The 24,421-nt window shown below is 57.1% G+C and carries 15 protein-coding genes and 1 pseudogene; 7 read left to right on the forward strand and 9 right to left on the reverse strand.

Annotated features, from left to right (window positions below; translation table 11 throughout):
* Positions 1-82 precede the first annotated feature (82 nt).
* From AArcCO_RS07495 to AArcCO_RS07520, 6 genes and pseudogenes are all read right to left on the reverse strand, one after another.
* Positions 83-3,541, reverse strand: coding sequence for an ATP-dependent helicase (locus tag AArcCO_RS07495; RefSeq protein WP_259536257.1), 3,459 nt, complete (start codon positions 3,539-3,541; stop codon positions 83-85).
* Entirely contained in the window at positions 3,538-4,440 is a 903-nt protein-coding gene (locus tag AArcCO_RS07500; RefSeq protein WP_259536259.1) for a RecB family exonuclease, read from the reverse strand. Before AArcCO_RS07500 ends, AArcCO_RS07495 begins: the two co-directional genes overlap by 4 nt.
* Positions 4,437-6,494, reverse strand: coding sequence for a PD-(D/E)XK nuclease family protein (locus tag AArcCO_RS07505; RefSeq protein WP_259536261.1), 2,058 nt, complete (start codon positions 6,492-6,494; stop codon positions 4,437-4,439). The genes AArcCO_RS07500 and AArcCO_RS07505 overlap by 4 nt, the downstream gene beginning before the upstream one ends.
* A gap of 5 nt (positions 6,495-6,499) precedes the next feature.
* Positions 6,500-8,620: an Aq_aa27 family P-loop NTPase gene (locus AArcCO_RS07510; RefSeq protein ID WP_259536263.1), complete on the reverse strand. Its 2,121-nt coding sequence runs from the start codon at positions 8,618-8,620 to the stop codon at positions 6,500-6,502.
* Between the two features lie 63 nt (positions 8,621-8,683).
* Entirely contained in the window at positions 8,684-10,039 is a 1,356-nt protein-coding gene (locus AArcCO_RS07515; protein ID WP_259536271.1) for a Piwi domain-containing protein, read from the reverse strand.
* 65 nt (positions 10,040-10,104) lie between these two features.
* Positions 10,105-10,926: pseudogene (locus AArcCO_RS07520) on the reverse strand (IS5 family transposase).
* Positions 10,927-11,883: 957 nt separating this feature from the next.
* Here AArcCO_RS07520 and AArcCO_RS07525 point away from each other — a divergent pair.
* Complete coding sequence (locus AArcCO_RS07525; protein WP_259534701.1) at positions 11,884-12,876, forward strand: transposase; 993 nt, start codon at positions 11,884-11,886, stop codon at positions 12,874-12,876.
* A 283-nt stretch (positions 12,877-13,159) separates the two neighbouring features.
* On the opposite strand, the gene AArcCO_RS07530 is transcribed toward AArcCO_RS07525, so the two are convergent.
* Positions 13,160-14,173: a tyrosine-type recombinase/integrase gene (locus AArcCO_RS07530; RefSeq protein ID WP_259536273.1), complete on the reverse strand. Its 1,014-nt coding sequence runs from the start codon at positions 14,171-14,173 to the stop codon at positions 13,160-13,162.
* A 469-nt stretch (positions 14,174-14,642) separates the two neighbouring features.
* On the opposite strand from AArcCO_RS07530, the gene AArcCO_RS07535 reads away from it, so the two are divergent.
* Both AArcCO_RS07535 and AArcCO_RS07540 read left to right on the forward strand, forming a co-directional pair.
* Positions 14,643-15,647: a tyrosine-type recombinase/integrase gene (locus AArcCO_RS07535; RefSeq protein ID WP_259536275.1), complete on the forward strand. Its 1,005-nt coding sequence runs from the start codon at positions 14,643-14,645 to the stop codon at positions 15,645-15,647.
* A gap of 166 nt (positions 15,648-15,813) precedes the next feature.
* Positions 15,814-16,254 (forward strand): hypothetical protein, encoded by a 441-nt coding sequence (locus AArcCO_RS07540; RefSeq protein ID WP_259536276.1) that lies wholly within the window; start codon positions 15,814-15,816, stop codon positions 16,252-16,254.
* A gap of 13 nt (positions 16,255-16,267) precedes the next feature.
* Here AArcCO_RS07540 and AArcCO_RS07545 read toward each other — a convergent pair whose 3' ends face one another.
* Positions 16,268-17,617, reverse strand: coding sequence for a restriction endonuclease FokI C-terminal domain-containing protein (locus AArcCO_RS07545; protein WP_259536278.1), 1,350 nt, complete (start codon positions 17,615-17,617; stop codon positions 16,268-16,270).
* A gap of 199 nt (positions 17,618-17,816) precedes the next feature.
* Positions 17,817-18,206 carry an ArsR family transcriptional regulator gene (locus AArcCO_RS07550; RefSeq protein ID WP_259536280.1) on the reverse strand — a complete coding sequence of 130 codons (390 nt, stop codon included), beginning with the start codon at positions 18,204-18,206 and terminating at the stop codon, positions 17,817-17,819.
* Between the two features lie 470 nt (positions 18,207-18,676).
* On the opposite strand from AArcCO_RS07550, the gene AArcCO_RS07555 reads away from it, so the two are divergent.
* From AArcCO_RS07555 to AArcCO_RS07570, 4 genes are all read left to right on the forward strand, one after another.
* The gene (locus AArcCO_RS07555) at positions 18,677-19,510 is read left to right on the forward strand and encodes a hypothetical protein (RefSeq protein ID WP_259536282.1); all 834 of its coding nucleotides are present in this window, start codon (positions 18,677-18,679) and stop codon (positions 19,508-19,510) included.
* Positions 19,511-19,516: 6 nt separating this feature from the next.
* On the forward strand, positions 19,517-21,118 hold the full coding sequence (locus AArcCO_RS07560; protein WP_259536284.1) for an ATP-binding protein: 1,602 nt from the start codon (positions 19,517-19,519) through the stop codon (positions 21,116-21,118).
* Positions 21,119-21,515: 397 nt separating this feature from the next.
* Positions 21,516-21,824, forward strand: a complete 309-nt coding sequence (locus tag AArcCO_RS07565) for a hypothetical protein (protein WP_259536285.1) — start codon at positions 21,516-21,518, stop codon at positions 21,822-21,824.
* Between the two features lie 214 nt (positions 21,825-22,038).
* Positions 22,039-24,276 (forward strand): hypothetical protein, encoded by a 2,238-nt coding sequence (locus tag AArcCO_RS07570; RefSeq protein WP_259536286.1) that lies wholly within the window; start codon positions 22,039-22,041, stop codon positions 24,274-24,276.
* The last annotated feature ends 145 nt before the right edge of the window (positions 24,277-24,421 follow it).

Consider the following 24,421-nt stretch of genomic DNA (forward strand, 5'->3'; position numbering starts at 1 on the left):
CAAGACACCGAACCTGACGAGGGATGCAGGCGAGATGGGGAACTGGATCTACGGGAAATTGTTTTCGCGTGGTGTCGACGATTCACTCCTCGAACCCGGGACCGACGGTAAACGAGGCCGGCGCGCAGGGAAGTTGGTTGTGCTGACACCACCGGCAGTGCTCATCCGAAGTGTACCGACTGAACGAGAACTCAACAATATCGTTCATCGACGACGTCACGTCATCTCTGACTGCTTCCAGATCACCATCGCTGAACGTTCGAGATTCGACTTTCGGCCCGATGTCACCGACATAAGCGTATCCCGCACGTGCGACAGGCTCATCGTACAGGTCACGGCACGCTAACAGGTAGATCGGGAGTTGCTTATCGTCCTCCAAGTCGCGGTGACGTTCGGTCGCCTTGTAATCGATGACGACCAGTTCGTCGTCAGGCGTCCGGTAGACGGCGTCAATATAGCCGACGAGTTCGTGCCCATCGATAGTGAGTTCGAACTCTCGCTCCGCGTCGATGATCTCGTAACTGGGGAGATCTAACTCGAAGTACCGGTCGATGCACTGTTTTGCCGCCGGGAGCGCGTCCTCAGCGCGGCGCTGACTGGCGAGTCGCTCGCAGATCTCGTACCACTCCCCACGACGTTCCACCCCTTGATTCGCGGCTTGCTCAGCGGTGTCGTGGAACAGCAATCCGATCTCACGTTGCGATACACCTTCTTTCGCATCGCTCGTGGCCGCAGTCTCCTGATAGTCAGGGAACGCGTTGACCACGTAGTCCAAATAGTGACTCCGCGGGCATTCCTCATAGGCCGCCAGCGACGTGTAGCTGTGAGAGAGCGATGGCGACGGTGTCGACGGGCCAGTCAGCGACCCAACCTGGAGGATTTCCCGCTCGGCTCTCGGTGAGAGACTCCCATCGACAGTGGCCGTTGCCAGGTTTAGCACACGGTCGCGCGCAACCCCAACCGCGAGATCTTCCCCATCGTGCCTGACGGTACCGCCGACACTTCCGACGGTCTCGCTGGCCAGCGTGTTCGTCCAGTCTACTGCGTCGTCCGGGAGACACTCTTGAACGTCGGTCCAGAGTGGGAGCTGTCCTCGCTCCGGCTGCCATGGGATTCGAGAGGGGAGGATCTCGTCAACCAGCTCTGAAACAGCGTTCTCGTCCGCAGCATCGTCACCTTCGTCGCTGCCACCCTGCAGGACGAGGATGTCCTCGGCACGCGTGATCCCGACGTGGAACACGCGCCGTGTCTCACGGGCATCACGCTCGACGAAGTCCTGTGCGAACGCTGCCTCTGGGCCATCCGAGAGGCTGGTTTCGAGCGCGTCGTACGTGCGTGAACTTGGTGCCCACTCGTCAGCGGTGACTTGTGGGATGAGGACGACCGGGAAGTCCAGGCCCTTGCTTTTGTGGATGGTCATCACGTTGACCGCGTCGTCGGCGACGTCCGGCTGACTCGTGGGCGTGGTGCCACTTTCGTCGAACAGGGAGTCGTAGTGTTCGAGCGAGTCGATGAACTCCGGAGTCAGCGGCGGTTGGACGGCACTATCCCCGTACTGTTCGATGACGTCCTCCAGTTGGGTGAGATCCCGGCGCTCCTGCTCGCTGAGATACCACTCGATGTTCGTGCGGTCCGTGAGTTCGCGGTACAGGTGGCTGAGCGACGCCGAATCACGAATACCGAGTAGTTCCGTGGCGTGCTCGCGGGCTTCTGCGACGCGGTCGGGCTCCTTGAACTCGTCGAGCGGTGTCTCACGGAGCGTGTCCACGAGTGGGTCGTCGCCCGCGTTGAGCGTGCGGAGGTCCGCGTCGCAGAGCCGGTACCGCATCAGGAGGACGCGGTTCCAGCTCACCTCGTCTTCGGGGCGTGCGAGTGCCTTCAGGTAGGCGGTCACGGTGCCGACGCCGACCGATTCCGTGGCCAGATCCCCAGCAACTTGGTACGGGATGCCAGCGTCTTCGAATTCCTCGATGACAGGTGTCGCGTGGGCGTTCTTCCGGACGAGTAACGCGATATCACCTGGATCGTACACCTCATCGAGGTTGTCTGCTGCGCCGCTCACCAGATTCTGGACGACGGTGCGAAGCTGGGTCGCACCGTCCGCATCGTCCTCGTCCGGCAGTTCGACGGTAGCGACGGTGTCCCCGTCGTACGCAGGTTCGTCGACGCGAGTGAGTGTCTTGTGTCGTTCACGGTGATCGAGCTTCTGAATCGCCTCGTTCGCCAGGTCCAGAATCGGCTGTCGGGAGCGGAAGTTCTCCTCCAGCGGTTCGTCCGTGAGCGCCGCGAACGCTTGGTCCAGTTCGTCGGTGATGTTGGCGACGTTCGCGCCGCGCCATTCGTAGATCGCCTGATCGTCGTCGCCGACGACGAACAGATTATCGTCGGTGACGAGTGACGTGACGAGGTCGAACTGGAGGCGATCCGTGTCCTGGAACTCGTCGCAAAACACGTAGTCCCACCGCTCGGCGATTTCCTCGCCGACCGACGAGTCCATCAGCGCAGCTGTCTCGACCACCAGGCCGTCGAAGTCGATGAGGTTACGCTCGTCCAGTTCCCGCTCGTACGCCGCGTACCCGGCGGTGAGATCTCGGGCGGTAAGACAGTCGGACACGAACGAGTCGAGGTGGTCCGTGAGTTCGAGACCAAGATCGTCCGGGATCCCTTTCGGGGCACCGCTTGCGTACCCGCCGAACAGGTACTTCGGGAGTTTGTACGCGTTGTCCGGCAGGTCACGCTCGCCAGCCTGGTGGGCCTCGAACGCGGTTTCAAGCGCATCACACAGGTCGACGAGCCGGTCGAGGAAATCCCGAGCACTGGCCTCGATCCCGTCCGTTCCCAACCCGTCGCGTTCCGCGGTGAGTTCATCGCGCACCTCGGGAAGTGAATCCAGCACGCTTGCCACGGACCGGCCACCGAGATGGTCGCTAGCGATTGCTTCGATGTGCTCCGGCAGGTCGGCGAGGTCATAGACGCGGTCGGCGGGCCCGAGGAACGCGTCGATGTCGTCTGGCGAGATGCCGCTGCGCTTCATCGACCCGATAAAGCTGAGCAGCTTCGACGCAGCTCCGGACGCGTACCCGTCGCTGCCGTACACGTTGGGTTTGACCGACCGGTACTCGATGTCGTCCAGAACATCCAGCACGATAGCGTACTTCTCGGCGTCCGTGGCGACCTCGAAGTCCGGGTCGATCCCGGCTTCGTAGGCGTAGTCAGTGAGGATCTCGTTACAGATCGAGTGGTACGTGTACGCGTCGATGTCGTACCCCGCTGTCCCGAGTTTCGCGTTAAGCTTCTCCCGCATCGAGTCCGCCGCGTTGTTCGTGAACGTCAACGCGAGAATCCGGTCTGGCGAGACGTCTTCCTCGTCGATGAGGTGCTCGATCTTCCGCACCATCGTGAACGTCTTGCCCGTTCCTGCTCCTGCGAGCACACGCATCGGGTACGCGTCGGAGTTGATGATTGTCCGCTGTTGAGGCTCTGGGGACACGTCTTCTTCCGGCACCGGAAACCAAGACGGGTACTCGGACTCGTCGCTCATCGGTGCACCTCCGTGGACAGTCGGTCAGCACACATCTCTCGATAGTCGCAGTCCGGGCACGCCTCCTCAGTAATAAGGTCGAGCGGTTCCGGCTCGTACGTCTCACCCGTGATACCATCGTGGGCGTCTCGGATGAGCGCCCAAATCGTGTCGTAGTGGTTCTCGTAGATTTCCGTGGTTTCCCGAGGCCAGCCACGCGCGGACACGTCGTATCCGCTCGGGGTGCTCTCGAACGACGTGCTGTTGAGGATTCCGTAAAAGCTGAACCGAACCTCCATCCCGTCCTCGTAGAACGGTTCATTCTTCACGCCTTCGACGTATGTCGCCGTCTGGAACGCGTTCCGGACCCGCTTCGGTTCGTGGGCCTCTCCGTTGAAATGGTCGTTAAGGTATTCGGCTGTCCCCGACGAAAGAATCCCGTCCGTGTTCCGCTTGTAGTCGAAGATGTGCAGCCCGTCGTCAGTCCGGACGACGTTGTCAGCTTTCCCGTGGAGTTCTCGACCATCCACTTCGCACTCCACCCAACATTCCGTGGTGACCGAGTAGCGAGCGTGCTCGATCCCGTCACCGCCGTCCGGATCGAAGAACGACGCGATGGCAGCGCGGTTCTCAGCTCGTTGGTACTCCTGATGCGCAGCGGATTCGTAGTCGTCCGGGGTACTGTGTTCGTCCCACTTCGCATCGAAGACCTGCATCGCCCGGTTGTGTATCGTCTCCGGGTCGTCATCGCGGTCAGTCGCATCACACACGTCCTCGATAGTCTCGTGGTAGATCGTTCCTTGGTTGAGATACAGTTCTGTACGGTCCGGCGCGTTCACGTCTTGCGTGTAGCGGTAGTCGTACAGCCGCGGACACGTCGCGTAGTTCGCTAACCGCGACGGGGAGAGCGACGAACTCATCGCCGCACCTCCTCGTTAGCGAATTCGACACGTGCACGCAACGCTTCTCGGAGCTCGTCTCCTCGGGAGCCGCTTTGTTCGAGTAGGTCCTGAATCTCTCCGAGTTCCGCTTCGACCTCGTCAAGCGACACCGTCACGTCCTGACTGTTCGCGCGGCGTACCTCCGCGAGCGCGTCGTCAACCCGCGACAGCAGGTACTGCTCCGCCGCTTGCTCACTCGTAATGTGTGGCTCATCGGCCTCGGTCACCCACGGAAGATCCTCATACGCTGCTGTGAGGAACCGCGATGCCTGCGTACGCTCTTCGAGCGCCGTGTCTTCGTACTCGTAGAGACAACAGTAGAGCCGCTCTGTCGCCGCGCCAGCACCGACAGCTAACCGTCGACGCGCGTGCTCCGTGTGGTACTGGGCGAACGATCGTCCTGACGCTGTCGACGTCGTCGGGAACGTCGCATCCACGTCCGATCCATCGAGTTCCGTTACACCAGGGTAGTCTGGCATCGACGCGACTCGCTCGCTCGGGAACAACCGTGTCAGGAACGGGTCACCTGGGTACTCACTGTCGACGAGATTCACGAGGAACACAGCGCGGAAGGACTCGTTCTTGATCGCTTGCAAGTGATCGACGCGGACACCACCGTTGAGATCCGTCGCGCTTGTCTGGTTCTGCTGCGGTGCGTATTCGTGAGCGCGTTCGAGCATCTCCTTGTAGGATTCCCACGTCGCATCCACAAACTCGGTCTCTTCGAGGAACTCGGCCATTCGGAACGCCCGTCGGACGTTCCCGAACTGCGCCCGTGCATCCAACGGGGCCGCCCGCTCCGCGATCCGCTCTTTTAACCCGGAGTCCGTTGCCCACCAGCGAATCGCGTCTCCGAGGCTCTCCGTCTCGCTGACACGGTCTAAGCGGTCCGTATCGAGTTCTGGACCGTGGTCGGGTACATCATCTTCCTCGTCGGCGAAGTACCGAACGGCCGCGAGGAGTTCCCGAATCGCGGGATCGTCACCGAACCCGGTGACGGTTGTCGATTCCGTTGGAATCCCGGTGCCTTCGAACGCTTCGATAATGTCTGTAACAGCACTCCCGCTTTGCTTCGTGGCGACAGCGATGTCGTCGTACCCCCAGTCCGGCTGCGCGACGAGCTCTTCAATCTCGTTCGCAATCTCAGCGAGTTGTTCGTCACTGGAGTCTGTGGCGAGGACGGACACCGACCCGGCTTCCGGATCTTCCGGGACCGTTTCTTCGGCGAAATAGGCTGCCGTTGCAGCTGGTCGCGTCGACGGCGTCCCCGATGCCCCTTGTCGGGATTCGCTGAACGAGACGTAGTTCGTGACTGGCCCTGTCTCAACCCACGTCCGGCGCACACTCGCGTGCTCTTCAGCGACACAGACGAGCTCGCAGTCTCCCGCAAGCGCGTCGAGATACGCGCGATCAAGCGGGAAGAACTCCTCAAACTCGACCGCGATCACCGCGTCGAAATCAACGACGTCGCCGCGGGCATCCCCGGTGAGGACATCGAGCGCTTCCGAGATGAGTTGCCCGCGCTCCATGTGCCCGTGCTCGGCGAGCCACTCGTGGAACGCGTCAAGCGCAGTCGTGATGTCACGGAGTTCCGGAGTATCGTCAGGCCTGACCGTCTGCCAGGAAATCGTGCCCATCACGGCATCCACGTCCTCAATGAACGACGGCTGCGCAGACGCCCGTTGGAGGTACTCCGTGTCCCACTCGTAATCTGCGAGGAACCGGTACAGGAGTTCCCGCCGTAGGGCGTCGGAGAGAATGACGCGGTCATCGGTCTGGTTGAGGACATCGGTCGCGTGCACTACCGACGACGTCACGTACGGCGTCGCCGCGCCCGGCAGTTCCTCACCTAACGCTTCACGGAACGTGTCTGCGCTCGTCGGCGCACCGGTGATGACGAGCACGTCCTCAGAATCGTGCTCGTCGAGAAGCATTCGGTATTCGTTTCGCGCTGTCCGTTCGACGTTTTCGCCCCCGAACGGTACCGTGACTAACGCCCCGTCGAACTGCCGGTGAGATGAGTGATTAGACATGTCTATTACCCTCGGACGAGCCGCGTGACCCGAGACAGCACACCGATGTCGTCAGCGGCTGTCTCGGTATTGCATCGTGCATCTTCAATGACACTGGGCTCATCAATCCAATTCTGGAACCTGTTCGCGCTTTCAAACTGAACCGCCGGCCCGTAAATACCCGCCCGGATATGGGCTGGCGTGGCCTTCTGGAACTCCCAGCATTGCTGCTGGTCCAGATGTGCCGAGAAATCAGCGACAATCCGTCCGTCGTCCTTGAAATCGAGTTCACACAGCCCGTCGGACAGCGCACTGATCCACTTCCGACGCCCCGGATCGTGCTCCTGCTCGGCGGGTGTCTCAAGCGGAACGTACTCCGGCGGTTCCTTCTCGGCATACGCGTACAGCTCCACGAACACGTCCCGAGCATCCGCGAGCCGATCCGACTGATCTGGAAGCGAGATATCCCGCTGCAAGAACAGATGAGCGAACCACGGGAACAGGTTACAACTGTCTGCCTGCCCCGCGATCTGCGCGGCGGCTTCGCGTTCGTCTTTCTTCAGTTCGGAGAAGTTAACGTTGAAATCCAGCGTCTTCATCCGAGTGCGGAGTTCGGATTTCGGCTTCGTGGAGTCGTTCGAGGAGAAAATGAACGTCGGCATCTGGATAGACCCATCCCACTTCCCCTCCCAGTACGACTTGATGATGTCCCGGTCGATTTTCGACTTCGCCACGTCGTCAACGATGTACGGGAAAACTGTGTCCGACGCACGAGCGCGCTCGATGTTGTTTTTCACGAAGTCGTCCCCGGTCGTGACTTCCTGCACGTACCCGTTCGAGATGAGACGCGTCCCGAACCGCAGGAACATGCCTTTCCCGCTGTCGTTGTCACCGTGGAGGAACAGGAACGGTAGATCCTTGTCCAGCTCTGCGGACTCGTATTCGGCGTAGTGATGGGCGCAGTAGTTAGCGAACGGAGCCCAGCAGAAGTAGATAATTCCCTCGTAGAAATGTGCCCGCGTCTCCTTTGGCGTTCGCGTTTCGCCGAACTCGCCGACAGTTTCGATGTACTGCTCGATCAGGTCGAGTGCGTCAGCGACTTCCTGCGGATCGTCCGGCAGTGGTGCTGTTAGTTCAAGGACGGAGTCGTCAACTCGCAACCCGACATTGTTCTCGTCTCTATCGACGTTGAGATCTGGATACCCTGTGAAGGTCTCTTTGTACCGCGCGATGCCGGCGGGTGTCGCTACGATTTCGCCGTCGTTGATCCGGATGTTATTGGCAGACAGCGTGTCGTCCAGATTCGAGATAGCGTCTTCGAGGCCCTGCGGGGAGAGGCGGACACGCTTGTCCGGACTGATTTCGGTTGGATCGGTGTCTGTATCTTCAGCGGCGAACACCGCTTTCTCTGCTTCTTCGGCGTCGGTGACGACGTTGTACGTATTGACCTGGTCGTCGTCAACTGCTTCGTCGAGCCGGGCGTTCAGCTCGGCGACCGGGTCGTCACTGAACTCGTCGCCGCCCAGCCAGATGTCGTAGATCTTCGCCTCTTCTTCTGCCGTTTCGGCGTCCTCGATCTCCTCGGTGAGATCCTCCATGAACGGCGTCGCGTAGTCCTTGTGGAACGCGTACAGCCGTTCGAACCACTCGTCGACGGGCGTGTCCCCGTCGGTACGCCAGGCGATGTTGACGTTGGTTTGCTTGCTCCCCTGCCAGGCCTGCTTGGAGAGGTTCGCCGACCCACAGATGAGTGTACGTGACCCGTCCTGGTTCTCGACGATGTAGAGTTTCGTATGAAGCAGGACGCGTGCGGAATCGACGGTGTGGATGAGCAGATCACCGTCTTGGCGCAGCGATTCCAGTTGCGCGGCGATCCTCTTCGCGTTGCTCGTGTTCTTCAGCGAGCGCCGGTAGTCGTCGTGCTGGCTGTCCCCGACGATGACCTCCAGTGAGTCCACTGCGAGATCCTGATTCTGAAACATCTTGTAGATGAACGCGGGGGACTGACTGTACGTGACGCAGTAGACGTGCTGGGCGTCACCGAAGTAGTTCAGGAAACTATCCCATGATTTGTCGGCAGCCATCTCCAGATCGGCGGTGCTGCCGTCATCGAAATCGACTGTTGCTTCGAATTCTGTCTTGGTCATGCGAGGGTCACCAGTGTGTTGACGGGTACGTGAGTGGTTGTGTGGGGCTGTGCTGGTGCATGGTCAGATGTACGGGACACCGCGGATGACGCTGCCTTTGGTGAGGTAGCCCTTCATGGCGAAGTCGGCGCACTTGTCGGCGTAGTACGTGGTGATGGGGAGCCGAGTGGAGCGGCTCAGCGACCCGACGTGTGCTTCCGATAGCCAGTAGGTTTGCTCCGCGAGCGTGTCGAGATCTGTCGATCCGTGCCGTTTCACGATCTGTAACGGCCGCGGCGTGCCTGGACTGCCCTCCTTCCCACCGGTCGTGGTCAGGTAGGAGTGGTCGCCGTTGTGAACATAGAAGGCGACGCCTTTGTCCGCGATGTCGAACCGTGATTTCGATTCGTCGTACTTGGCGATGCGGGGGTTCCCGGATTTCCGGATCTCGACGAGGTCGAACCGCTGGATGAGATCGCGGGCTTTGTCGAGACGGTTGATGAGGCTCTCGACGTCGAGGTAGAACTTCCCGTCCCGATGGATTACCACGTGCCGGGGCGGTCGGCCTTCCTCTTCGGCGAAGATTTCCAGGACGTGCTTGATGACGTTCGCTACGTCGTCCTCGTCGAACGTCTCGCCAGCCTGCTTCGTGACGGCCTCGGACGCGAGGATGGTTCCGTCGGCCATGATGACGTTCGCGGCTGCGCCGAGGTGTTGCTTCGTCGCGTGGTCGTAGGTCACGTCAAGGCCGACGAACGCGTCAACGCCCCCGGGAACGTCGTCGATCCGCCACGGCACCCCGCCCGCTTTCCCGATAAGGGACGAGCAGATATTCCCGCCGTAGTTGTCGTTACCGAGGTTGTCGACGGAGATCATCTGACTCGGCACGCCGAGTTGGCCGAGCCGCCGCTTGAACTCGGGATACGGATCGTCGTAGTCCGCTTCTGCAGCCTCGTCTTCGTCCGGCACGACGATCAGTGCCGCATCGTAGTCACTCGCTTTCTGCGCGGGCTGGGAGTAGTGGAACTCCGAGCCGAGTTCGTAGGTGTCGCGGTCGAACGCTGTCGGGCTCGCATCGTAGTCTGCGAGCTTGTTGAGCAGCGATAGCACGTATGGCCGTGCGTCATCCTCGTCGTCTTCGGGATACAGCGCGATGATGTCGAACGACTCTGGTGACTTGTACACGCCGTAGCCGTTCCGTTCCAGCCCGCCAGCCCCGTAGTACCCTGTCTGTCCGTCACCGAACCGCAGGTTCGGGATATTCCGCGTCTTGTGTTCTCGGTACCCGGCGTTCGTGGGTTGGGGGGTTGGGTCGAAGTTGAAGTACGGTGTCGGACCGAGCAGGTCGACGAACGACGTGACGACGTTGAACCGTTCCTCGGGTTTCATCCGGCTCTCATTGTGGATGACGTCCAGGAACGCGTCATCGACGCGACCCAACTGCTCGAACGTCGGGATAACCTTACAGTATTTGGCTCTGTAGTTTCGGTACACGGCGGTTGATTTCACGGATATCTCACGCTCCGGCGGAGGTTGTAGACGGTGGCTTTCAGCAGCATTTCACGGAACTCAAGCCACCAGCTTCGCGCACGCACGGCTGCCCCGAGCGTGCGCTTGATGCTTGAGAAGACGGTTTCGTTCATCGAGCGGCGATTGTACCGATCACGGTCTATGCGGGCGTTGTGAGCGTGATCGAGCGGGTTCATGATACGGTGTTTAATCAGCGGTCTCACACCGTTTTCGCGGAGTTCATCGCGGAAGGCTTTCGCGTCGTAGCCACGATCAGCCGCGAGGCTCCGCAGGTCGCCGGCGTTACGCCGAGCGACCTGCGGGCCGATCTTCGCATCGTGTTTCTTGCTCGTTGTAGAGTGGATGTCGGTGATGTACAGCGTTTCGACATCCACCAAGGCAGTGACTTTCAGCGCCCGGACGCGGTAGTGCGTGCGGTTGGCGTAGTGGCGACTGGGGTGGTCGCGGTCGAAGCCAGTCGAATCGATGGCGGCGTGGCCAGTGCGTTTCTCGGCGCGTCAGCCGAGAAACGCACGCCACGTCTTCGTTGGAATCCGTGCAAACCACGTGCGGAGGACAGTGTAGTGAGGAAGCCGTGTAAGGCCGATCTCTTCGAGGACACCGGGCATCTCACTGAGCAAATCCACCGTGACGCGGTAGGATTTGCCCAGCTCGATGCGGAGTGCATGCAGCGTGAGCATCGCCCACTCGGCGAACCCGCCACCCCCTTCGGGGTCGGCGGGTTCGTCCGGGTTAGCGACAACTGATTTAGCCTTAGCCACCGTAACACGCGTGAGGAGACGGAATTCCGATACCACAACATTCCGTCTCTTCGCTTTCTACGGCAATAACGCAGTCGCGGTGTCTCCGTCTAGCGAAACTACAGAGCCCATATTACCAATATCCTTACTCGACCAACCTTTCCGATAGACATTGAACTCATAGACGGTAATAGACTAGCAGAAGACAGATTGAATGAAATACGTGAAACACTAGATCGGAATGCAAGAGCTGGAAGTTATATGCAAATCAACTCCCCTCATCCTGCGAATCAATTAATTTCACCACTATCTCGTTTAGCTGGAAACTATGCAATACGAGAGAATCGGTCAGAGCTGGAATCCCTCAGTGAAGAACTCCTAGTCTCATATTCGGTGGCAACAGATAACGACCTGCCATCGACAGTAAATTGGAACGAGGAAAATCAATATACGGATTCAGATACGTTCGTCCATGCAACTTATGGGGAGGGTGCAGCTAGAATTGCAACCCACGATAGAGGCGACACATTCTGGGAAAAAATTGAAACTTTGTCCGAGTCTGCTCGGGTAGCGGTTACGGAGACCGAGAGACACGAATGGAGCTTCTATTGCCACGTAGTCTCATCAGCTGCACCAGTGATATCCGATACTAATGAAATCACCAATCTCGTAGAAAACGTGGAAACTGCCCTTATAAACACTCAATCATATTCGTCCGTTGGAAATTCGAAACGAGGGCGTGCTTTGTTTTATTCGAACGTGGTTCACCAATTAATGCGTAAACATTCTTATCATAGTGTTTCAAGATGGACAAGAGCAATTAATATTAGGACAGATACCGGTCTCGACGCACTCCCATACTTCCATCGAGGAATTGTAGAGATCTGTGGATTGCGTTGTGAAGAGTTAAGACTCCCGTATCGATGGTTAGAGTGGATCGCAGAGCAAGAGAATTTATTGTACAAGAGCCTGTCATAGAAAGCGTCACGTACGAAGCGGCAGGGTGCGCGAAGTGTGTCCAACACCAGCACAGCCCTGCAAGACGTAGCTTCGGTAGACGACTTCTTGAATGTCGCGGCTACCGAGACGGTATCGCTGTTCGACCATCTTGAGTTCGAGTTTCTGCTGGAGTACGACGTGTTCGCCCCCGCTCGCCGGGGGCGAACACGAGTTCACGAGCCACCTGATCTCTTTCGCGGCTTTTTGCACTGCTACTACGAGGATGTCTACGGCACACGTCCGGTGACACGAGAACTTCAGAACGGCCTTGTCTGGTACTACTGCGGACTCGACAAACCGCCATCCAGAGACACGGTTGATCGCTTTCTCACCGACCTCGAACACGTTATTGACGATGTCTTCGACAGACTCGTCGAGCAGGCCGCCGCCCGCGGCCTGCTCGACTCCACGTACTCCATCGATTCGACCCACGTTGAAGCGATCCAACACAACGACGCTGCCTCGTGGAATTACGATCCAACAGCTGAGGAATACTACTACGGCTTCGGCTGTACGATCGTTTCAACCGGTTCAAAGATCCCGATAGCAGCGGAGTTCACACAGGCCAAACAAGCGGATCAGGAGACGGCGATGCGCGTCACGCGTGACGCGCTCGCCGTCGATACACCGGTCTGGATGCTGGGAGACAGCGCCTACGACATCCTCGATTGGCACGACCACCTGCTGGCCGCAGGGGTCGTGCCAATCGCTCCATACAATCCGCGAAACACTGACGACCCGAAAGACATCGAGTACAGGATCGAAGACCGAATCGAGGAACACAGCGAGGACGTGCAGCTGAAACAGTCCATCTTGGAGGAGACGTACAACAACCGGACAGGAGTCGAACGAACCAACGACGCAGTCAAGGACTGCGGCCTCGGGCAGGTCTGCGCCCGAGGCCGCGTCCACGCACGGACAGAAGTGTTCCTTGCGCTGTGTCTCCGACTCGTCGTGGCCATCACCAACTACGAGCGAGGAAACAATCCGGGCTGTGAGAAGCTATGAGATGGATTCTATGACAGGCTCTGTACAATGCAATTGATAGACAATCTGAAACTGTATTCGGAGATTATCATTCGCCCTTCCACCTTTTGAGGGATTTCTTTGCTTTATATATTGGATTTGTTCAGTCCCCCTCAAATGCTGATCGTTCAGATACTCTCATTGAATTACTTGAAGATCGGATCGATGAAATGTCCCCAAATAACCAGGATATTGCGGAGGGGGCTCTTAGCGCAGTCCAAGATGTCCATGAAATTGCAGTGGATATTAACGACGAATATAGCTACTAGAGGTTGTCGAGATATTCGCGGCGCTGTTCCATCTTCTCTCGTTCAGTACGTCGGTCGTAGTGCTGTTCGATCACCCGCTGACTGACGTTCGCTCGGTCACTGACGACCTTATCCGGCATGTCACTGTTCAGGCTGTGCGTGATGCTTCCGCGGCGAATTGCGTGAGGACTCACGCTCGACGGACACTCGTAGGCAGTGTCCCGCTCTACTGCTGAACACTCGCCGAGGCCGCGGTCGTGTGGACACTCGGTGCTATAGACACACGGACGAGTCCAGCGGTACACGTAGGCACGCAGCGTCGTCTTATTGGTCCGTCCTTCCCGCGAGGCCAGCAACGGTTCTCGACCGTACTCGTCAGTTACCGACGGTCGCTTGGCGTCTAACCAGTCATTGAGGAGATTACAGACTTGGTCTGAGAGCGCGACCATCCGTTCACCTTCTCCCTGGTTTTTGATCGGGGTGCCTGTATCTGGTCGATGACGGACCTTGATACACTTCTCGTTTGAATCGTAGTCGTCAATGTCGAGTGCGTGAACACCGCCGACGCGCATCATCGTGTGCCACATCAGGGCAATTGAGACGTGCTGGATGCTCGCGTATTCGTACTTCTCCAGATGCGCGAGCACCTTCGAAGCATTGTCACTGTCCAACATTACGTCCCGAGAGTTCTCATCAGGAGTGATCGCCGGAGACAGCACCTTCTGACTCAGGTCCTGTTCTACGCCGTCGACAGACTCTAGCCACCGGATGAACACGCGAAGGGTATCCATCTGCGTCTTCTCGCTGACCTTGTTCAGGTCGCCATCCTCGCGCCGCCAGAGCCGGTACTTGTGCAGCTGGCGGCCGCTAAGTTTGTTGAGATTCTGTATCTCTTCTACCTCATCACACCAGCGGACGAAGTGACCGAGTCGGTACTTGTGCCCCTTCAGAGAGGCCTCCGATAATTCGTTCCCTCTGTCAGCGAGGTACAGTTCAAGCGCGGTTTCAGCATCTATTGGTTCGAGACTCATGGTTGGTCTTCTTCGGTCAAGCGAACCCCACGAGTCCCGGTTACTGCCCGTTCCGAACCAACGGCTACAATGCCCGAAATCGCCAAAATGAAGGGTTGTCACACCGCGTGACCAGGGCCTGCAGATTTGAACCCGGAGGAAGACGGTCGCTCACTCCGTTCTCGCTGCGTCTTCCAGGGCTTCAAATCCACGCGTCCGCAAGGCGGACGCTCGGCTCGTCCATTCTCGCTCCCTCGTAAAACTCGGTCGCTCCGATGGACTCGCCGGGATTTTTCACCACGGGGCACTCTCCCAGCCTCGGTCGTTCGGCGCTTCGCGCCTCACATGACCTCGGGTTGGTCAGACCGCCGTGGCTCAAACGTACCGCGGCTCGTCCACTCGCTCGCGCCTTCGGCGCTCGCAGGCCGCGCAGCCCAACAACCGTTGCTCGTACCTCCGTTTCCTGGTTCCGGTTACAAGGAGTCAACGTATGCTGGAACCAACAACACCAGAAGAAGCAGTTGAACTGTACCTGAAAGACCGGAAAGGTGACATCGCTCACTCTACCCACAACCGTCATCACGAGCGTCTCAAACGCTTTCTGGAGTGGTGCGAAGAGACAGGCTTCGACAACATGAACGACATCACTGGTAAGAAGCTACTTGAGTACAAGCAGTGGCGCAAAGCCGACGGGCTGGCGAACGTGACCCTGAAGAACCAGCTCTGGACACTTCGTGTGTTCCTCCAGTTCTGCGAAAACATCGATGCCGCCCCGAAACGCATTAACGAGAAAATGAGGATGCCTGATCTCGATGTGGGCGAGGACACAAGAGATGTCCTCGTCACCTCAGCGGAAGCCGAACAAATCCTTGACTACTGCGAGAAGTTCGAATACGCGACACCTCGTCACGTCACGTTCTATCTTCTATGGCACACCGGGATCCGGTCAGGAACGGCCAGAGCCCTTGACGTCAGTGACTACTACTCGAAAGAGCAGTACCTTGATGTTTCGCACCAGCCTGAACAGGGCACTCCACTGAAGAATAAAGAGCGTGGTGAACGCCAAATCACCCTGAAAACCGAACTCTGCGAAGTCTTAGATGACTACATCGATATGCACCATCCGATGCAAGAGGACGACTACGGCCGTGTGCCCTTGTTAGGCACGTCTCACGGCCGACCTCACAAAACGACTATCCAGTACAAGATCTACACGCTCACCCGCCCGTGTCACTACACGAACGAGTGTCCACACGACAGAGATCCAAACGAGTGCGAAGCAAACAGTCACAGCCAAGCGAGTCAGTGTCCCAGCTCTGTGAGTCCACACGCCGTCCGTCGAGGCTCGATCACCCACCATCGAAAGGCTGAAATCCCGAAAGATGTGGCATCCGAGCGAATGAACGTGAGTACGGAGGTGCTCGATAAGCACTACGACCGCCGAACCAAAGAAGAACAGCGAGAGGCGAGACAAAAGTACCTCGACGGACTCTGAGAACGGCATTAACTGGATCGTATTCGCTATATCATCTTTTCGCATTGTTCATTCTGTGATCAGATCTCCGCTTACTTGCCAATGCAGCTGTTGGCATTGTCGCGGTGAGTTCGGACACTCATTTCTCCGTACACTTTTGTTGTTGTATACCGTCTGACAAGCTAAGATGTCCACACCGAGAAGCACACCCCGTGGACCCGCCGACAGGACTGCAGAGATAGCAGAGCGAGCGTGGCAAAATACTGTAGCGAGTGCTATATTGATCCCGGCTATTCAGTTGATATTTCTTGAACTTGCTGAAGCAACCCACTCGCTGAACGGTGCTACCCTCGGTACTGATCCAGTCACAATACTCTATACCGGAATCGTTGTTCTTGGCCTGATACCGATCTTCTCAACCATCGTTGCCACAGCGATAGCGTATATTGGGGCTGGCTGGCCCGGAGTCATACTCTATTATATTGTATCAGTGGGTGCATCGATGATGCTTGGAGCCCAGCTAACCGGTGTCCTGATCTTCCTCACCGGGATCATACTTTTCCTACTTGTAACTACGATTAAGTCAAAACGCAAGCGCAGTCGAAGAACTCATCCACCCATGCGCTGACTCGGTTTTGCTTCTACACTCCCAACTCTTCACGGACATCAGCAGCCGTTAGAACGCCGCTCTCTGCGAAGAAATCTTGTACACCTGGGCCGCCGAGATCACCCGGTCCAAGTCCAAAGCTGGGATCACGAAGCCGGTTCTCCAGTAGGATCAACAGCGCCTCAACTTCGATTAAACGGACTTCCTGGATGTCGGTACTAATCTTGAGTGTCCGAATCGCGTCACGCCCATCATCCGTGAAGTCACCAGAGATGACGGCAAAGTAGATGTTCCGGAATCCCTGGGCACGGAGTGATGGAACCTCGCGATTGATATAGTCCTGAAACTGGCGTTCATCGCTCGTGCCCATACTGTAACCGTTCCGACGGGATTTCGCGTCGTAGATAATCGCGTAGTTGTGCATATGATCCTTTGCGATGCCATCTGGATTCCGACCGCTCCCCTGTCCCATCTCATCGACTTCGAACCCGACCATCCGGAACGCACGCGCCAGACGATTCTCGAAGAGCGTTTCTACCGAGTGCCCCGTCCCATCGACCACATCCTGTATCTCGTCGGTGTTCTCGGCCAAGTCCGGAAGGATGGAAACGATAGGCGGTATGTAGCTGTCGGGAAGGGTAGCCATCTGTGTCGTCCCTCCAGTGGGCTCAGGCTCGTCATCAAACTCATCACGCTGTTGCCAGAACCAAAACACGTGCTCGACTGTCCAGAGATGGATGTCCCGTCCAGTATGATCCGCTAATGCCTCTCGTAACTCCTCGTTGAGCTCCCAGAACTCCGCGTAGCTGTCCGCGAGATCGTCTTCTGGTTCCCAGATAGCCAAGTCAGACAGTGCGTTCACCATCGAGGTGTAGTAGATTGGATACTCGTCGGGTTCGTGAACTTGCCAAAAGTAGGAGAGGAAGTACGGGATCGAACCCGGGCGAGGGGCCTTACGAAGGTCATCCACCTCGTTTCGAAGCCGCTCAACGAAGCCTTCCAGTGAACGGATCTTCTCCTTTGCCTCGGTTTTATCGGCTGGGGGCTCGATGATATTGCGAAGAAGATCGGCCAGCTCGTCTTGTCGTTCCTCACCAGCCGAACTGTACACCATGTTGAAGAACATCATCCCGTTCATCCCCTTGAATCCCCAGTAGGGGAATCGCTTGTTCTGGCCGTCAATCTCGGATTTGAACTCACCCAGCGGGAGATCGTCAGCCAGGAAATCATCGATGAGGTCACGAAGAACAGGGAGCCGGTCCTGTCGTCGCTGATCGGCTTCATCCATGGTGACGACTTCCCCCTGACTGTCTTTCATCCGATAGTTGTTATCTTTGAACGCGTCCCAGGCCCGAACGAGCTGCTGATCGTCAGCGAGTACCATTGATGCGCATGGTTTCGAAGTGTACTGTAATCATACTTGTCCAACAGCAAACTCGGACTGATTAACAATTAACCGTTCTACAACCAGTACGTGAGGGACGTAATCGGTGAGCAGTACGAGGAAACTATGCTTTCGATTGGACTCTAAGTCCTCTATAAAAGCTGAAACGGGATTTTCACCCGATGCTGTCCGAACCTCGTTAGACAGCCGCGTAGCTGACTTTCCGATTGGGAAGCGGGTACGTGTTGGTCGCTAACTCGTCTTTGATGAACTTCCGCAGATCATCAACCGGCTTCCCTCGGACTTCAGATACCCGATCCGGAGCAATCTCCCGAACAATGCTCAGGAGATACTCGCGGTCCGCAGTCAGGATCACCGGGCTTTCCAACCCGGGTATGTCGTGCCCGATGACGTAGCCGCCTTCCTCCCGGATGAGGATGCCAGCTTCCGCCATTATTTTACACCGCCTGGTGACGTAAGGCTTGCTCAGCCCGGTCTCTCGGGCTATCTCGGCCGGTCGGGCCGAATAGTCGATATGTTTTAGGAACTCTACAATATCTTCGTCCGCAGGTTTCTTTTCGTAACTCATTTACCGAGTCGCTGATGAAACCTGCATAAGGGGTTACTACTAATAGGGAGGGCCGACGTACTCTCTGCAGAGGTAACCCTTATGCAAGGGTGAACAGTCACCCTTGCCACAGCAAAGCAGGGTGACCTCGATCGGGAATCGGGACGTCCACAGGGGCTCAAACCAGTTGACGTCCCGGCTTTACTTCGTCTATCGTGTCGGCCAGTCATGACCTATTTCGTAATCAATAATTCGTTCGTAAGGTATAAAAGGCTGGCCTCACCGGAGTGAAAGTAAAAAGTATCACCCTAAATCCGCAACACTGGACCTTTGTTTCTACTCGAAATAATCGGGGGATAATGCTGATTTCAGCGGCAAAAATCAGTTTATAAATATTTGGGTTAATATCTCTTCTGATATAATTGTTCATAATCATATCAAAAAGTTGTCTTTACAATCGTTCAAACACAATATACATATGGGTAATACCTATGGCTAAGGAGAACGACGAGGAGCGACAGGACCGCCAACAAATCGACATCCACGGCAACCCGGTAGACAACGGAGATGACGAGGACGACGAGGCGATGCTCAATGAGAAGGGAGAAGAGATGCCGTGGTACGAGGTCAAATCGGGAGCGAATAGATTTGAGTTGGTCTCGTTATATCAAAAATCTGTCAGGAGAAATGACGAAGAGGTTGCGGCGTATTGCGCCTGGGAACTCGTCCGCTCTGGGCACGCAGAGAAGTTCTGGGAACGCACGATTCTGTTCATCGTGGAGGATCTCAGGGCGAACTCGAAAGAGGCTCTCCTCCTCGACTACTACCACCGCCTGGCGACGGAACGCTGGGACCCAGAGTCGTGGGAGGGACGAATCACAGCCATCCACGCAGCCCTGACAGCCGCAAGAGCCCCACCGAGCCGCGAGAGTACGCACGCCAACGACGTGTGGACACACGTTAGTAACGAGCGTGAGGCGGCCTTCGAGGAGGGCCGAGAACCAGAAGCCGAGTTCCCGGTGACAGAGGACGAGTTGGAGTTGGGTCGAAGGTTCGACGTTGCGCTCGACCGCCACACGTATTCCGGAAAAAATCGGGGGCGCGACTGGAAACATTTCTTCACTCGGGCCGCGCGGGTGTCGGAACCCGGAGAACCCAAGCTATCCCGCAAGTGGCAACGCCGCCGCCTCGAAATCGACCCCAAGCGGGAGTTTAGCGAGGAGGAGATCGAGCACGCCCTCAAACCCGTTGACCCCGAGAACCGCTGGGAAGAAGACGTCGTCACCGAAAACGAGGAACTCGACGACTTCGGCGAGGAGGAGTGACCGCCGATGGCAACCAGTGACGAAGTCGAGACAGGCCAGCTCGGAGTCGATCAAGAACGAATCCTCGAAGAGCTCATTTTCAGTCAGGCCGAGTCACTCGTCGACGGCGTCCGCGAACTCGTCCAGAACGGCGTAGACGCCCCCGACTCAGAGCAGGTCACCGTGTCGATCACGCCAGAACGGACTGTCGTCGAGGACGACGGCGATGGGATGGATCTCACCGAAGCGCAGATCCGCGATTTCCTCACCCAGCTCGGGAAGTCCACGAAGCGGGACGACCCGACCGCAATCGGGATGTTCGGGATCGGGTTCGGTCAAGCCCTCGCGAAGGGCCGCGTCACCGCCCAGAGCGGAACAACCGTGGTTAAGTTCGACGCCAAGGAGTGGTTCCGCGAGTATCGCCTCTACGATGTCGACGACGCGGTCGACGGCTTCCGAGTCGAGATTGACCACTACGACGACGAAGTACCAGACTCCGATTCGACGACGTGGGACGACTACGTCGACGATCTCGGGGAACGGTTCCAGTTTATGGAGCTGGTCCACGACGTCGAAGTCCACGTCAACGGCGACCTCGTAAGCGACCGGGTTCCTGAGGATGAGATGTACGGGATCGACTACGTGTACGAGGACGACTTGGTCTATATCGCGCTCCGCGAGAAGGGGATCAGCGACTGGGTCAAAGTCTACTCGGCGGGGCTGAAGGTCAAGAGTGTCGACGGTCACGGCGTCTCCGGCTACGTGGTCACGAAGCAGAACTTGGAGCTGAACACCGCCCGCAACGAGATCCGATCCGGCTGCGAAACTTGGGCCACCGTCCGCGATACTCTCGACGACGCACGAGCCGCCGTGTTCCGTGACTACGAGCCCTCAGAGCTGACCGATGCGGGCCGTGCGGGGGTGGCGCGGCTAACCGGCAAGGGCTACAGCGAGTTCGAGGACGCGCCCGTGCTGAAGGATGGCGACGGAGACTACGTCAGCTACGCGAGTGTCCGCGACAGCGACGAGATGATTTGGTCAACGAAGGACAGCCCATGGGCGGGGAAGCTCGCTACTCGCGGCGAGACGGTTGTCCTCGAAGACGACCCAGCGGGACGGGAAATCCAACAGGCCGCCGACCGCTCCGAGGAGATCAAACTCCCGGACAGCAAGGACGAGAAGACGACAGCCCGCGCTCTCGGCGTTTTCAGGGGCTACGAGCAACTGGATGATGACGAAGGCCAAGAGAAGGTGTCGACACAGAAGATGGCGATCGCCCGCGTGCTCGCCCACAAGATGGGGCTGGGTCGGGAGATCCGTTACGGTCAGGACGACCAGTGCAGGGCCTGGACGGATGGAGAGGAAGCTATTTGGCTTACAGACAGCGCCTGGAGCAAGTCCTACTGGGAAGGGTGGGTATTCCAGCTTTGGCGTGTGCTCGCCCACGAAGCCGCACACAACGAGTCGAGCGAGGGCCAGCCCGACCATGGCGAGCAGTTCTGTCGAAACCTTCGCGAGCGGATCGACAAGCACGAGCCAGCGTATCTGGAGCTGGTCGAGGAGCTCCGTGACGAGGGCGTGAACGCGACTGTGAGACAGTACCGCCACGTCCACGGGCTGGATGTCTAAGCCCCCTACTGTCGGGTCGCCCCTACAAGATGTATTCGACGCCCCAGCTCCCTCTCGGGCCACATTTCACTGGGGGCTGTTTCTCAACTCGACGGTGTGCTGAGCGGTCGCAGTTCGTACAGAAAGCCGCTGTTGGCATGCGCGCTCTCGTCGTGAATCGAACTCGAAATGTCGGATGTCTGCATCGTTTATCTGACACTCCGGCCCCTCCGACGTCACGGAATTAGGTTTCTCAGAACAGGTCAGAATACACAGTTTTGGTATTGTGTTCCGCTTGTGGTGGGATTAAAGGACACCCGACAAGTCAGGATGTCGCCATCTTCGCCTGTCGGTTATTATGAAAGTCTGCTTAAGATCACACTTTTGTGACCTCCGTCCGTAGATTACGTACAGACACATGCCGACCAAGGATGTTCGCCTTCGCGAAGACCACCATCGGTTCGTTCAGGACGAAGCTCTATCATTGAGCGGATTAGTCCAAAACGCGATTGACGAGGTGAAAAGCGGAGACCGTGAGCTTCCGACAGAAACCGACCGCGAAACCGAGGGGTACGATCTTATCCGTACCTCGGTGAGTCTAACCGATGAGCACGACGATTTTATGGCTTCGCGGGAGTTCGTATTCTCCGTATTCGTCCATCAGCTGATCGAGGAGCGTATCAAGCGAGAGCAATTGCTTCAACGCATCCAGGACGGCGACATCTAATGAGTCAGCAGAAAAATCCGTGCCGTTCCAGCGGCACGAATCACCGCACCCGATTGGTTACGGTAGACGGGTACGAGGACTCCGTTCCACGGATCTTTGCCCGTATTGGACTTCGTGACCTGACAGTATGAAAGTTGTTATGTCACGTGTCCAATCCGGTCACTCGTCCCCGTTGTTTCCCCTCAGAAGATAAGCTAAGACAACGAGAGTATTGATGAGTGACCCAGAGGCTCAGCAACAGTTCCAGAGCCAATCGTCCCGACCTACCGAAACGGGGGGCAACTCTACGGACAACAGAGCAGTCAGTCCCGAAGAGCTACAGCGCACCGTCACAACCGAGGCCGAAGAGTTGTGGAAGCAGAATGAGCAGCTATTATATTGGTCTCTTGAACAGAAACAGAATACGCTTGTACGGACGGTACCTGGCGGCGGAAAATCCTACTTCAAGGAGGTTATCGTCCCGCAGCTGGCCGCAGAAACGGAGAATCGGTTTGTCCTCGCCACGACAGAGTATCGAAACCGTCAGGAGACATATCGGCAAGTGCTCGAAACACTTGTCGACCAAGACCTGGTTGACGACGTTAATGTAGTCTATATCCCAGCACCTCGCGAGTGCTACGGAGAGATACCTCAGCTCCACATCTCTGGAGATGGAGGATGGGAAGTCACTACTCCTGACGATGATGAAGCGGTGTGTCAAACATTTACCAAGATTGATGGCGAGTATGTCGAGCCCATCGCAGGAGAGATAGATGAGATCGTCCAGCGTGGCACAACAACGGGTGCGGTTCACAAAGCGGCTTCCAGCGAGTGGGAACAGGTGTTTACTCTGCGCGACCCCGATTACGAAGACTCACCACTGGTGTGTCAGCAGCGGGGGATTGAGAAAGGGTACGACCCTGCTGACCCCCATAGCGAACCAGCCTGTCGCCATCGTCGGATGATGAAACGACGTCTCCAGGAGGTCAAAAATGGCGATGCCGATATTGTCATTTGCGGCGCTTCGCTTCTATACCAGGAAGATATTGTCAGAGATGCGATCGTAATCGCAGATGAAGATGTCTCCAGCGAACTGGTTCGGAAGTATCCGGAAAGCTATCTTGAAAACGCCGTTGAGAACTATCTCACGGGTATCGAGCCTGGGCCAAACACGTATCGCAGTGTCGGTCGCAGAGGTGAGAATGAACGCCAGAGAACAATCTCATATATCCTTGAAAATCACGGTTACCGGTCTGACTTTGATGACGAGGACAACAAGGAACCACTGGTGAACCGCCAGGCCCCCGTGAAATCGGAGATGTATCACTATGAGCGTGCAGAGGCACCACTACTAACCCTCGGATGGTTGGCTGGGGAGAAGACCGACGAAACAGATCATCTTGTCTACGAATCGGAGAATCATCCATATAGGGTCACCTTCGACCTGCAGCGCAACAACACCAACAACAACCACAAGATGGTTGCGATGACGAACCCGCCGTCAGCCCTCCAATACGCGAAGCAGGTTATCGCACTCGACGCGACCGGTTCCGAAGTATGGTGGGAACGCCTAACCGGAGTTGAGTTCGAATCGGTGAGTCCAAATCCGAGGGACAAGCGTGGCACGGTTGTTTCCGAGGCGTTCAACATCGAGTTCCGCTCGCTGACTGAGAAGATGGTAGCACTCAGCCGACCTAACAACCTGTCAGCGCGTCAGTTCCTCGCTATCCTCCAGGCTATCGTGGATCATCATGACGCCGATGAGGTGAGTGTCGTCACCTCAAAAGCGATGCGACGCAAGGTCAAAAACAGCGAGTACGTCGACGACGTCATGGAGTTAGCCTATGCCGATGAAATCCTGTATTTCGGCGGCTTACGGAGCGAGAGAACTTTCGAGGACAGCCGTCTTCACGTCGTAATCGGAGCTCCCCACCCCGGTGACGACGCGGTTCGACAGCGGATGGCTCTTCTCAACTACGATGATAGAATCGTCCAGAACATCTACTCGGTACGTGGCGAAGACCGGTACAAGGGTAATGCCCTCACTGTCTTGAACGACATCGTCCACAGTGAAGTGTACCAAGCCGCTCGGCGCGCAGCACGGAGCAATGCACGGTATGATACTGCGTACGTGTATCTCTACACGCGGATGTTCGATGAAGCTTTCATAAACGCGGATGACTCGTATCGCGTCGACATCCTCGGTCAGGGTGAGCATCGAGACGGTGGGACGGAGGCGATCTTCACTGTACTGGATTCCGCGGAGGAGCCCCTTGAAACGGTTGAAGTCGTCAGTCGTGTGAATAACCGACTGAAAGACGGCGAGTCGTTGAGTAGGAACCGTGTTCGAGAGAAGCTACAGGAGATGACCGAACTGTATAATGTCGAGGAACAGAGATGGATTGGTCGGCGTAAGAGATGGTGGTTAGAGACCTCACCGCGGCACGGAACGTTAATCGCGAGAGAAACGTGAGAGGTAATAAGTGTTTCAGCGAACACGAAAACCCCATATAGATACATTATGGGGAAATCGTGTTCACCGGAGGTATTATATAGTAGTTTTCTGAGCAGGTAGAAATCTCACCGCGATCATGCCAACAGCTGCGGTTAGAGAGTCT

Source organism: Halalkaliarchaeum sp. AArc-CO, from assembly GCF_024972735.1.
Classification (GTDB): Archaea; Halobacteriota; Halobacteria; order Halobacteriales; family Haloferacaceae; genus Halalkaliarchaeum.